Origin of the sequence: Tabrizicola piscis (genome assembly GCF_003940805.1) — a bacterium.
Lineage (GTDB): Bacteria > Pseudomonadota > Alphaproteobacteria > Rhodobacterales > Rhodobacteraceae > Tabrizicola > Tabrizicola piscis.
This window is the reverse complement of sequence record NZ_CP034328.1, coordinates 3,053,184-3,065,809: the sequence shown is the minus strand read 5'-3', so window position 1 is coordinate 3,065,809 and position 12,626 is coordinate 3,053,184. Positions and strand designations below refer to the sequence as shown.

General features: G+C 63.4%; 10 protein-coding genes and 1 pseudogene. 3 read left to right on the top strand and 8 right to left on the bottom strand.

The features are described from left to right. Positions 1-19: 19 nt before the first annotated feature. The 3 genes and pseudogenes from EI545_RS14875 to EI545_RS21675 all read right to left on the bottom strand — a co-directional run. Positions 20-757 carry a FadR/GntR family transcriptional regulator gene (locus tag EI545_RS14875; RefSeq protein WP_125326197.1) on the bottom strand — a complete coding sequence of 246 codons (738 nt, stop codon included), beginning with the start codon at positions 755-757 and terminating at the stop codon, positions 20-22. A gap of 244 nt (positions 758-1,001) precedes the next feature. Beyond that, entirely contained in the window at positions 1,002-1,838 is an 837-nt protein-coding gene (locus EI545_RS21680; protein ID WP_245990375.1) for an alpha/beta-hydrolase family protein, read from the bottom strand. Positions 1,839-2,006: 168 nt separating this feature from the next. After that, positions 2,007-2,558, bottom strand: a pseudogene (locus EI545_RS21675) (alpha/beta-hydrolase N-terminal domain-containing protein); the annotation flags it as partial. A 270-nt stretch (positions 2,559-2,828) separates the two neighbouring features. Here EI545_RS21675 and EI545_RS14865 point away from each other — a divergent pair. Further along, entirely contained in the window at positions 2,829-3,119 is a 291-nt protein-coding gene (locus EI545_RS14865; RefSeq protein ID WP_164517310.1) for a DUF1850 domain-containing protein, read from the top strand. A 169-nt stretch (positions 3,120-3,288) separates the two neighbouring features. Here EI545_RS14865 and EI545_RS14860 read toward each other — a convergent pair whose 3' ends face one another. From EI545_RS14860 to EI545_RS14845, 4 genes are all read right to left on the bottom strand, one after another. Then, a complete protein-coding gene (locus EI545_RS14860) occupies positions 3,289-3,774 on the bottom strand; it encodes a YciE/YciF ferroxidase family protein (RefSeq protein WP_125326195.1) in 486 nt (161 codons plus the stop codon). Positions 3,775-4,120: 346 nt separating this feature from the next. After that, positions 4,121-4,957 (bottom strand): universal stress protein, encoded by an 837-nt coding sequence (locus EI545_RS14855; protein WP_164517309.1) that lies wholly within the window; start codon positions 4,955-4,957, stop codon positions 4,121-4,123. Between the two features lie 130 nt (positions 4,958-5,087). Further along, positions 5,088-6,098, bottom strand: coding sequence for a TerC family protein (locus tag EI545_RS14850; RefSeq protein ID WP_125326193.1), 1,011 nt, complete (start codon positions 6,096-6,098; stop codon positions 5,088-5,090). 248 nt (positions 6,099-6,346) lie between these two features. Beyond that, positions 6,347-7,219, bottom strand: coding sequence for a LysR family transcriptional regulator (locus EI545_RS14845; protein WP_125326192.1), 873 nt, complete (start codon positions 7,217-7,219; stop codon positions 6,347-6,349). Between the two features lie 99 nt (positions 7,220-7,318). Here EI545_RS14845 and EI545_RS14840 point away from each other — a divergent pair, with 99 nt between their 5' ends. Continuing rightward, positions 7,319-8,863, top strand: a complete 1,545-nt coding sequence (locus tag EI545_RS14840; RefSeq protein ID WP_125326191.1) for a proton-conducting transporter transmembrane domain-containing protein — start codon at positions 7,319-7,321, stop codon at positions 8,861-8,863. 46 nt (positions 8,864-8,909) lie between these two features. Beyond that, a complete protein-coding gene (locus EI545_RS14835; RefSeq protein ID WP_125327564.1) occupies positions 8,910-11,264 on the top strand; it encodes a YbcC family protein in 2,355 nt (784 codons plus the stop codon). 21 nt (positions 11,265-11,285) lie between these two features. Here EI545_RS14835 and EI545_RS14830 read toward each other — a convergent pair whose 3' ends face one another. Further along, entirely contained in the window at positions 11,286-12,371 is a 1,086-nt protein-coding gene (locus EI545_RS14830) for a calcium:cation antiporter (RefSeq protein WP_125326190.1), read from the bottom strand. Positions 12,372-12,626: the final 255 nt, after the last annotated feature.

Genomic DNA, 12,626 nt, shown 5'->3' with positions numbered 1-12,626 from the left:
TTCTTGTTTTCAGGTCGCCTCAAAGGGGTGTCTGCGGCTGGTCGCCCCCGTTTTCGAAGGTGGAAAGTCCAGACCGAAGATGCGTTCGCATCAGGTACTGAAAGCCCAGGCTGTCGCGCTGTTCGATGGAGTTCAGGATCGCCTCATGCTCGTGAAAGGTTTCGCCTTCGATGGTGCGCCGCGTCTTGCCGCGTTGCATGATCCGCAGGATGACCGGCGTCATGATCCGATACACATCCAGGATCGATTTGTTGCCGATAAGCGAGACCAGTGTGGTGTGAAGCCGCAAGTCCTGCTCTGACGCCTCCACCACAGTGCGCGCCCGCACCATCTCAAGGTTGATCTGCCGCAGCTGGGCAAGGTGTGCAGGCGTCGCCGCGTCAAAGATCTGCATCACGGCGCCAGTCTCGATCAGCTCGCGAAAGCCTTGGATGTCGTCGAAGGTCTCACGCGATATTTCCCTGACGTTGAACGAGAACAGGTCGAACGCGCGGTTCATGCGCTGGTCGACGATGGTGGCACCCACCTTTGGGCGCACTTCCACCACGCCAAAGGCTTTGAGCATCCGCATCGCTTCGCGAACCGTGTTGCGGCTCGCGCTGAACCTGTCGCACAGCTCGCGTTCGGTCGGGAGGCGGTCGCCGACTTTCAGCCCGCCATCGGCAATCAGGCTGCGCAATTCGGCAAGCACCTGATCAACCGCTGACCCGCTGCCAGACGCAGTAAGATCGCCGTCGTCGATGTCGCTTGAGTCCATGGTCTGTGTGGTCCGTCAGCTCTATTTGTTGGACCAAATCTCTACTAAACCGCCTATCTGAGTCAATACGGCACTGATATGTGCTGGAAAGTCAGCATCTGGAGGGACCAGATGGACTGCAACCAGCGAGCAAACCCATGATCTCTGGACATGAGGTCGGGCAGATTGTCCTGAGTATCAGGTCGTTGAGCCGGGCGCGCCGTCAGGGGCGGCAGGCCAGATAGCGGCCCTTCAGATCCGCGCCTCAGCGCGGCAGAAGGTCCTGCAAATGGGTGATCAACCGGGCTTGGACGTCCATAGTCCAACCTTCCGGATCAAGCGTCGCGGCCCAGGCCGGGATGTAGTCCTGGGCAACGTAGTCGTGTCCGTAGCCAAGATTGCCGACCGCGACAGCCATGTCGATGCCAACCTGCAGCAACGTGACAACAGGCACCCATCGCATCATCGGTGACACATCGGGCGCGCGGGTCCCGGTCAGCCAGTCAGGCCGTCTCCAAGCCAGCGACCAGTCGAAATACACGATGGGGTCACTGCCGTATTGCAGGAACACCAGTCGCATCGGACCCCAGTCGGCCTCCGCCTCATCGAAGGTGGCTTCCTGATTGCCGGCCCGGATCAGCGATCCATTGCCGAACAGCGGCAGCCAGGCAGGGCTGTCCTTGTGTCTGCGGTCAACGACCATACGCCAGAAATCGCTCAGGAACGGAGAGCCGGCCCACATAGCCCCATGTGGCGGATCGACCAGCACATCCAGAAGCGGCAGGGTTTCTTGCGACAGGAATGCCCCAAGACTAAGCCCGTGCAGGTAAAGCCGGGGACGGTCGTCCTTTGGCAAGGTCGTCCAATGTCGGTAGACGCGATCGAACAGCGCCTGCGCCTCGGCAATGCCATGCGTCGGATCCACCACCACCGACACCGGGCTTGGCAGATAGCTGTATTGCACGGCCACGGCGGCCACATCGCCCTTGGTGATATAGTCCAGACTGTCCATCGCACCGGGATCCAGCCAGCCCGACCCTGTGGGCATGACGACCACCAGAACCTCGCGTTCAAACCCGCCCACGCGCAGCAGTTCCGCCATGGCCAGTTCGGCACGCAGCTCTGCCGTGGGTGCCGCGTTCAGCCCGACATAGACACGGATCGGCTCTTCGGCGGGGGCGTTCCAGAAGGCGGAAATGTCAGCGGCGGAAGGCCCCGAGACGACAAAGCTTCGCCCCCAGCGACCAAGATCCTCCCATGCGACCAGCGACGCGGCGCTGCCACTTTTGCGAGGGTCTTCAGGGGGCTGGACGTCTGGTGGGATCAGGGCATCGGCCACCTGTGCTGTGCTGTCAGCCATGCGAAGCGCAGACTTCAGCAACAGCCCGTCCACAAGCGCCGCAAAGAGCACCAGCGCAATCGAGAGACCCACCAGATTGGCAAGCCGTGGCGGCAGAAAACGCTTGGTCTTCCGGCTTCAGCGCAGGGACAGAAGCCGAAACACGCGTCCCGCCGCCAGAAGGATCAGGAAGACAACTGCGGCGATTGCAGCCACCACGAACGGCGCGGTCGTTTCAATGTCTGGCAAACCCCATGCGCTGCGGATCGAGTTCTGCCAGACGAGGCTGCGCCATAGGCAAAAGATCAAAAGAGCACCGCTTGCGGCAAGCGCCACCCGGGCAATGCCCAGACGAATAGGCGCAGCAGGCACCCCTACCCCAAGCCAATCCAGCAGCAGCCGCAACAGATACCAGACAGCATAGCCAAAGGCGAAAACGACACCCGCCAGAAAGCCCTGCAGTTCGGGTTGCCGGGGCACCATCGACGGCGTCAGCGACAGGCAGGCAAGCAGGGCCCCTGCAACCAGCCCCCCGGCGCAGGTAGTCGTGAACACACCTGACCCCGCCGCGATCCAGCGCCCGGGGCCCTTGGGATCTGGTCCGTCACCCGACAAGGTCATGCCCGAGCCTCAGTGATTTTCCGCCACTATAGGGCAGCTATCGCACAGCGAATATATGGAATCCTGCAGGATTATCTAAGAAATTCCGTTTTCAACCGGATGCAAGCCAGTCATGGCGGAAACCCTTCGCATATGTCGTACTCGGTCGAAAAGACCCGCTGGCGCCAATGCTGGCAGATCGAGGCCGCCGGTTTGCGTCTGGCCGAAGCTGCCGTAAAGGGGTCGGGCGCAGGAATGGAACCGGGTGACGGTGCGCGACTTGAAGGTGGCTGGTGGGTCTGGAACCCGAGGGCGGACCATCTGCCCAGCCTGACCCTTGCTACATCAGGGGCATCGGATGGTGGCTGGCTTCTGTGCGGCGGCGGTACCTGTCAGGACATCCCCGAAACAGGCGGTTTTGTACAGCTGCGCCCCTGTCCTTAGGCCTTTCGGTCCAGTGTGCGACCGCGCCCAGACGCCCCAGGATGTCTTCCAAGGCCGCATGGCCCTCGGCAAGCGCTGACGCGCGCCCCCTGCAATCACAAGGGACGCGCGCAGTTATTCACCCGCAGTTATTCACCCCTTGTTCCAGGGCGGATGGCGGAAAATGCGATCAGGCCGCCTTGCGCGCCACATTGACCTCGCTGACCGCCAGACCGGTCAGCTTGGAGTTTGCCGCCTTCTCCATGTCAAGGATCTGGCTCAGCAGATCATGCGCCTCAGTTTGACCCAGGACTTTGGCCCATTCGCGCAGGGTCCCGTATCTTGCGATCTCGTAGTGCTCCACTGCCTGAGCAGCGGCGATCAGACAGGCATCAAGGGCAACACCGGAGGCTTCCGCGATGATGCCGTCGGTTTCCTTGATCAGGCCGTCGATCGCATCGCACTTCACCCCGGCAGGCTTTTCGCCGATGGCTGCAAAGACCTTGTCCAGCAGTTTGATCTGCGTCTTGGTTTCGGCCAGATGAGCCTTCACCAGCGCCTGAAATTCGGCATTCGTTGCAGCACTTGCGACCTTGGGCAGCGCTTTGGTCAGGGCCTGTTCCGCATAGTAGATATCTTGGAGTGTATGATGAAATGCTTCAGCAAGGGTTTTCATGTGATGTCCTTTTCAAGTGGTAAGGCTATGACGATTGCGTTGATCAATCGGCGTAGCAAAAGCTCGACTGCGACTGGCTGAAAAGGTGCCCGACAGGTCAGGGCAAATTTTCCTTGGTTGCAGCAACTACGACATCAACGCCAGAACCCGTTCGGAGTTCCCTGCAAGAAGACGAACATCGCGACCAGCGTGCCGGTCGCGCGGAATGCCGCTGTGGTGTATCGATCAGTGAGGAGGGCTTGTGCAACAAGGTGCACTGACACATCTGACGCGTGACATCAGGTCGTTTACAATTGAAGTGGCAGCCGGCGCAGCAGCCTGCAGGGTGGCAGGCGGCAACCAAGGGTTAATGCGACAGCAAAACCGGCAACCGCAGATCCGAAAAAGCGCCCTTTGTCGCGCCACCAAGGATAAAGTCCCGCAGGCGAGAGTGCCCGAAACCACCCATAGCCAGAAGCTGCGCGCCTTCTGACAGGGCGGCCTCTTGCAACGCCACCGCGATGGTTCGGCCGTCAAGGCGGATGTCGACTGCCTTTGCTGCAAAACCGCGCCGTTCAAGAGCCGACACAAGGGTCTGCGCGATGCGCGAGGCCCCCAACGCCTTGTCATCCTGCACTGTGACAACCGAAACCCGGCCCCCAGCCGCAAGCAAGGGAAGGGCATCGCACAACGCCCGCGCGGCGACGCGGCTGCCATCCCAGGCAATGGCGATATGGTCGACCGCCGCCACCTGAACCGACGGCGGGACAAGGACCACCGGCACCCCTGCCCCGAAGACCAACGCTTGCGCCATGTCTTGCGCTGAAATCGTGTCGGCCGACCACGGCAAAAGGGCAAGATCATAGGTCCGCGCCTCGATCGTGGCGGCATCGAGGGCGGCGCCAAGCACCACTTTGTGGGTCGTGGTCACCACGTCGATGTCAGGCCGCGCCGCCCCGTTGATCAGGGCTTGCAGACGCTCGCATTCAGCCTTGCTGCGGTCTTCAATGGCATTCGCCATTCCCTCAACGTTGATGAGAAAACCGCCAACGGGCGAAGCCGTCTTGGGGACATCGACAGCGAACATCGCGACTTGCACGCCGCAGTTCAGCGAAGCCGCAAAGCCAACTGCGGACAAGATCGCCGGATCGGGCGGCGTTTCGGGGTAGGTGTTCAGCGGCAGATAGGCAATGCGATTGGGCATGGGCTCTGTCCTCATCTTTCAACAAATGGGCCAACTCCGCGGTCCGGGGCGGTCAAAGCTCGGGCAAGCGATCGTCGGATGGTGCCTTTCGCGGGGTGGCACCATCCGGCTGGCACTGTCCGCCAGAACGTCAGGACGGGTGACCGGTACCGGCCGCCCCATCCCGGGTCTTCCAAAGCGAATAGAAGATGCCCGCTGCGATGATACCGATCGTGATTGCGAGCGACAGGTATGGATCGAACTTGCCGAAGAAATAGCTGTAGAAGCCCTTCAGCCCGATGAAGATCAGGACCACGGCCAGCGCGTACTTCAGGTAGTGAAAGCGGTGCACCAGTGCTGCCAACGCGAAGTAAAGCGCGCGCAGGCCAAGGATCGCCATGATGTTGGCGGTGTAGACGATGAAGGTGTCGGTGGTGATCAGAAAGATCGCCGGGACTGAATCGACCGCGAAAATGATGTCGGCAAAGTTGATCACGACCAGCGCCACGAACAGCGGCGTGGCAAAGATCGCCATCTTCTGCGTCACCGGATGCGGCAGGCGCACGAAGAACTTCTGGCCGTGCAGCTCTTTGGTGACGTTCATGACCTTCGACACCATCCCGACCATCGGGTTCTTCGACACGTCGGTTTCGCCCTCCTGGGTGAACAGCATCTTGATCCCGGTGAAGGCAAGGAACGCCGCAAAGACCAGCGTCATCCACTTGTAGTTGGACACCAACTCAGCCCCGATGGCGATCATGACGCCCCGCAGGATGATCACGCCTATGATGCCCCAGACCAGCGCGCGGTACTGGTACTTCCGCGGGATGGCGAAATATCCGAAGATCAGCGAGATGACGAAGACGTTGTCGATCGAGAGAACCTTCTCGATGATGTAACCTTGGAAATAGGACGCGACCGGATTGGTCCCGTCGCTGGTGACCAGGGTGCCATTCGACCACGCCCACCAGATATACCCGCCAAACGCGATGGAGATCAGGATATAGAAGGCCGACAGCTTCAGGCTTTCGGCAACCCCGATTTCGTGATCTTCCTTGTGCAGGACGCCAAGGTCAAAGATCATCAGCGCGACCACGATGGTCAGGAACATCAGCCAAAGCCACAGCGGCTTGCTGATCACTTCGTAGAAAAGAAAATCCATGGTATTCCCCTTGGCCGTCGGATCATGACAGGGGAATGTCGCGGCAAGACAATGGACCCCGGTCTCTCAGCGCCGACATCACAGGCATGCAAATACCTGTCAGAGGGGCCCGGTCGCTGAGCGGGCTTTTAGGGGCCTCGCACGAAAACGTCAAGGGCGGTGGTCGTTCGGACAACATTGATCCACGCATAGGGTGGGGCAGTATTGATCGCCCCGCGCTGTTCGTTTTCATCGGTACGGGTGTCGGCTTATCGATGCAGGACCTCGGCCAGCAATGCGTTTGGAAAACGCCGTTCCTGGGAAACGGCGAAGAAGGTTTCACTGATCCCGTCCAGCCGGGCCGCCTCGACCAAGGCGCCTGACTGCAGCTCATCGCGGACGACGATGGGCGGGATGATCGCCAGACCCGCATCCGCGCGCGCCAAAAGTCGGATCATGGCCATGTCATCCACCTCGGCGGCCAGGATCGGGGTCACCGCCAGCCGGGCCACCAGCGCATCAAACGCCGTGCGCAGGCTGGTCTCAAGCGTGGGCACGATCAGGGGCTGGCTGGCCAAAAGCTCGTGCAGCGGCGTTGGAACCGGACCAAGGCGCGCGGGCGTGCCGATAAGGCTGATCGGTTGTTCGTCGATCCGGTGCACCAGCCACGGGCTCGCTGCATCGCGCGCTGGCGCAAGGTTGGTCAACACCACGTCCAGCGCCAGCCCCTCAAGCCCGCGCAACAGTTCGGCCTGAGAGCCGGAACGAAGGACAACCTCGACATCCGGCTGCCCGATCAGTGGCGCAAGGAACTGCATCTGAAAGTTCCGCGACAGGGTGGCAAGCGCCCCCACCCGCAAGGCCCGGCGTGCCCGACCGGTTTCGCGCAAGGTGGCGGTCAAGTCGTCCACGGTGCGAAAGATCGCCTCGGCATGGTCAAGCGCAATGCGCCCTGCTTCGGTCAGGATCAGGCCGCGGCCCCTGCGTTCGAAAAGCGCCTGCCCCAGTGACGCCTCAAGTGTGCGCAGCTGGGTGGACAGCGCCGATTGCGACAGGTTCAGCCCGCGCGCCGCACCAGTCAACGTGCCAACGCTCGCGATGGCCCGGAACAGGCGCAGATGGTGCAGGTTCAACTGGGACATTGTTCGATCCAATGGAACGATATCCCGCAATATATGTAATTTTCTGGAACTCTGTCAAAGGCTACATCCCCGGACGCGATCCCAGCACCGGAGCCTGTCATGACACCCATTCCCCTTATTGCCCTTGCCCCCCTGTTGCTGCTGGTGGCGGCGCTTTTGTTCCTCGCACGTCCCGGTCGCCGACCCGGCCGCCTGCCTCTGCTGGCGGAAGCTGCGGCCCTCGCCGCCCTCGGCCTTGGGCTTGGCGGGCTTGCACAGCTTTGGTTTGCCGGCCCGATGGTCCTGACTTTGGGCGATGCGCCGGTCGTGCGACTGGATGCTGTCAGCGCGACCATGGCGCTTCTGGTCGCCTTCGTCGGCTGGGTCGTGGTCCGCTACTCCCGCCGCTATCTGGATGGCGAAGCGCGCGAGGGCTGGTTTCACGCCCTGACCCTGACGACCATCGCGGTGGTTCTAGCTCTGGTACAGGCCGCAAGCCTGCCAGTACTGGTCGCAAGCTTTGTGGCGACCGGGCTAGTGCTGCGGCAACTCCTCCTGTTCTACCCCGACCGGGCCGAGGCGCGGCGCGCGGCGGCCAAGTTCACCCGGGTCTGGGGCGCGGGTGATCTGGCGCTGATCCTTGCGGCGCTCCTTCTGTGGCACAGCTTCGGCACCGTGGACATCGCAGCCCTGACCACCGCAGCCAGCCTGCCCGTGCTGGCGCAGGTGGCGGTGGGCCTTCTGGTGCTGGCGGCTGTCCTCAAGACTGCGGCCTTCCCCGTACACGGTTGGCTGACCGAGGTGATGGAGGCGCCAACCCCGGTTTCAGCCCTTTTGCATGCGGGCATCATCAACTCGGGCGGGGTTCTGCTGATCACGCTGGCGGGGCTGGTGCAGAACAGCGCCGGCGCGATGGCGGCGCTGGCCCTGATCGGCGGGTTGACGGCCCTCTTCGGTGCGCTGGTGATGCTGACGCAAAGTGCAGTCAAGACCGCGCTTGCGTGGTCCACTGTGGCGCAGATGGGCTTCATGCTTTTGCAATGCGGGCTGGGGCTTTGGGCGCTGGCGCTTTTGCACATCGTCGCCCATTCGCTTTACAAGGCGCATGCCTTCCTGTCGTCGGGTGGAGCAATCCATGCGGTCAACGCCATCCGCAAACCCGGCCCGGTGGCTGTGCCGGGCCTTGCGGCAGTGGCACGGTCCTTCGGGCTGGCGTTGGTGCTTTATGCAGCCGTTGCAACGGGGTTTACCGCGCTGGTCGGGGAAAAGTCGCCGCAGGCGCTGGCGCTGGGGGCGATCCTGATCTTCGGCGTGTCCTATCTGATCGCCCAAGGCCTTGCCGATACAGCGCCCGGTGCACTGACGCGGCGGACGGTGGCCGCCTCGCTTGGCGCAGCACTGGCCTATTTCGGGTTTCAGGTGGTGGCACAAACCGTCTGGGGCCCGTCCCTGCCCGCCGCCCCCATCGCAGGCGCGCTGGAATGGGCGCTGATCGTGCTGGCAGTCCTGTCCTTTGGCCTTGTGGCCTTTGCTCAGTCACTGTTCCCGCTGTGGGCGCATCACCCGGCAACCGCCGGTCTGCGGGTCCATCTGGCGAACGGCCTATACCTTAACGCGCTTCTGGACCGCCTGACCGGTGGCTTCCGGACGTCCCCGAAATCCTGATCCAGAGGTTCCCATGTTTGACTCCCAAACCCCGATTGCCCCCGCCATGGCAGCGGAGATCCTTGCCGCCGCCGAAGCCGCCGCGCGCCAGATCCCGCCTGCCTTTCCGTTGGATGCCACCGTTGCGGTGAACCCGTTTCTGGGCCAGACGCAGGAAAATCTGTCCCAAGCTTCGGCCCGCCTGTCCCGGGCGGCGGGGGTTGGATTGACCTTGCCGCGGGCCGATCTTGCCGCACGGGTCACGGCGGGCGAGATCAGCGATGACGACCTTGCCGCTGCGCTGATCGCCTCGCCCGCGCCGGTCAAGCCGCAGGATCTGGCCTGGCTGAAAACCCGGATGCTTGTGCCAGCCCCCGCACCGCAGGCACTGCCCACCGTGGCGGACCTGGCGGCGCGGGTGACCGGTACCGACTGGCCCTCCATCATCGCCCGTAGCTTTGGCCTTTGGGCGGCGGGGTACTTCGACCGGGGTCAGGCGCTTTGGGCTCCGCGTCCGGGGCATGGCGCCTTTGCCGCCTGGCGGGAATGGGCGACCCATGACCTGACGCCCGAAATTGCCGGGTTGACCGGCTTTTCCGCCCATGTCGCCGAAGCGCCCGACACGGCCCAGCGTTCCATTGGGCGCGCCGCCGACCGGCTGGGCCTGACCGCCGCTGCCGCCGAGACCGTCTTTCACCGGCTGCTGGTTGACCTCGGCGGCTGGCCGCAGCATGCCCGCTGGCTGCTGTGGCAGGCGGAACTGAAGGGCCACAGCGACACGACGCTCACCGACCTTCTGGCGATCCGGCTGATCTGGGAAGAAGCCCTTCTGGCCCATTGCCCGACCCTCGCAGAGTGCTGGCAGGCCACGGTTGCCGCCCATGCCACACCGCTGATGGCGACGGCCGATCAGGCGCTGGACGCTGTCCTGCAAGAGGCCGCGGAACGGGCGCATCAGCGCAAGCTCGCCACGCTTCTGTCAGGGCCCATAGCCCGCACGGACCGGCCCGCGGTGCAGGCCGCCTTCTGCATCGACGTGCGGTCCGAAGTGCTGCGCCGCGCGCTGGAAGGGCAGGATCAAGGGATCGAGACGCTGGGCTTTGCCGGGTTCTTCGGCCTGCCCCTCGCCCATCGGCCTGCGGGCACGAATGAGGCGCAGGCCCATCTGCCCGCCCTTCTGAACCCCGCGCTGACCTCAACCAGCCACGGCAATGACGAAGCCGAAGCGGCCATCCGGATCAAGGCCCGCGCGACCCGTGCCTGGGGCCGGTTCCGGCAAGCGGCGGTCTCCTCCTTCGCCTTTGTCGAGGCGGCAGGTCCCGTCTACGGCGGCAAGCTGGTGCGCGATGCCCTGGGGCTGGGGGCCAAGGGGCTTGCCCCCAGCCCAATGCCCCGGATGGAAGTACTGTTGACGCCAGAGCAAAAGGCCCAGACCGCTGCCGCTGTCCTGCGCGCGATGAGCATGACGAGCGGGCACGCCCGCTTTGTCCTGCTGGTCGGCCATGGCGCGCAGGTGACGAACAACCCGCATGAAAGCGCCTATCACTGCGGTGCCTGCTGCGGCCAGACCGGCGAGGTTTCGGCCCGGCTGCTTGCCGCCCTTCTGAACGACCCGGAAACCCGCGCCGGTCTGCCTGCACAGGGCCTGACGCTGCCGGATGACACGCTCTTTGTCGCGGGCCTGCATGATACAGTGACCGATCAGGTCACGCTGTATCCCGACGCGCCCGCCCCCGGCCACGCCGCCGATCTGGCCCGGGCCGAGGGTTGGCTAGCCGCCGCCGCGCACCAGTCACGGGCGGAACGCGCGCTGCGTTTGCCGGGGGCCAAGGGCGCAACCCTTGCCCACCGCGCCACCGACTGGGCCGAGGTCCGGCCCGAATGGGGCCTCGCCGGTTGCGCGGCCTTCATCGCAGCCCCCCGGTCTGCGACCGCCGGGCGCGACCTGCAGGGCCGTGCCTTCCTGCACAGCTATGATTGGACTGCCGACGAAGGCTTTGGCACGCTGGAACTGATCCTGACCGCCCCGGTCGTGGTCGCCAGCTGGATCAGCCTGCAATACTACGGGTCAACCGTGGCGCCACAGGTCTTTGGCGGCGGCAACAAGCTGATCCACAACGTCGTAGGCGGCATCGGCGTGGTCGAGGGCAATGGCGGCCTCCTCCGCCCCGGCCTGCCGTTCCAGACCGTGCATGACGGCGCAAATGCCGTGCATGACGCGTTGCGCCTGACTGTCATGGTCGAGGCACCGGTCGAGGCGATGACCGACATCCTGCGTAAGCATGACGGCGTGCGGGCGCTGTTCGACAACGGCTGGCTGCATCTTCTTGCGCTGAGCGGCGGCCAGATCACCGCCCGCTATCGCCCGGGGTTGATGTGGGAGGGGCTGCCACCGCCCGACCCCGGCAATTCCCCGCGCTGATACCCCTGACTGCGGGTTGGGCTACGGAATCGCGGCAATCGTCAGAAAGGCGAAGAAGATCACCAGGTGAACGCCGCCCTGAAGCACCGTCGTCCGGCCCGTGGCCAGGGTAAGCGTCGCCATGAACAGCGACAGCAAAAGCAGCACCAGATGTTCAGCCTCAAGACCGAGGATCAGGGTTTGGCCCATGGCGATCGACAAGACCGCCACCGTCGGGATGGTCAGGCAAAGACTGGCCAGCGCCGACCCCAAGGCCAGGTTGATGCTGGTCTGCAGCCGGTTCGCCCGCGCTGCCCGCACGGATGCAAGTCCTTCCGGCATCAGCACGACCAGCGCGATGATGACGCCAATCAGGGCTTCGGGAAAGCCGGACCGGACAATGGCAGCTTCGACCGGATGGGCCAGAACCTCGGCCAACAGGACAACGGCCAGCAGCGACAGCGGCAGAAGGGCAAGCGCGATCAGGAAAGTGCGGCGGTCCGGCGGCGCATGCTGATCGTCATCTGCGTCGCCATCCAGGAAGGCATCCTTGTGCCGTACCGTCTGCACATACAGAAACAGGCCATAAAGCGCCAAGGACACGACGGCCACAAAGACAAGCTGGGCAGGGGCGTAACTTGGGCCCGGGGTCGTTGTCGTATAGTTCGGCAGCACAAGACCAAGGACCGCAAGTGTCCCAAGAACGCCCAGAGCCGCACTTGCACTTCGGGCCTGAAAGACCTGCTCGTGAAACCGGATACCACCGATCAGCAGGCACAACCCGACAATCCCGTTCAGCACGATCATGATTGCGGCAAAGACGGTATCGCGGGCGATGCTGCTGTCGGTCTCGGGCGAGGAAAGCAGCATCGACACGATCAGCGACACTTCGATCACAGTGACAGCCAGGGCCAGCAGAATGGACCCGAACGGTTGGCCTATTCGATGGGCGACGGTTTCGGCATGGTGCACAGCGGCGAAGACAGCGGCGAAAAGCACGGGAACCGCGACGACGAAACCGATTGCCGGAATCTCGCCGTGCAAAGCCAGCAATCCAACCGCTCCGATCAGGATGGCGACTGTCGGGGCGGCCCAAGACCACCATGGCGTTCCGGATGCGGGTGTCATTCGGCGTCTATCTCACTGAACACTGCAACTTTCTGCCAGGCTGGTTTGACCCCGCAACGCAGGATGCAAAGGTAGCATGGATGGTGGAACTGTCTACGGCAACACTTGCAGACATCGGGTTGCCCGCCCACAGCGGTCCGATGGTATTGCGCCTGCCCGGGACCTGCCCCGGACCTGCTCCAGCGAACATCCGGCCTTCGCACCGCAGACAAGACCCGGCGGCTACCTGATTGTGAAAGTGCAGTCCCATTCCAT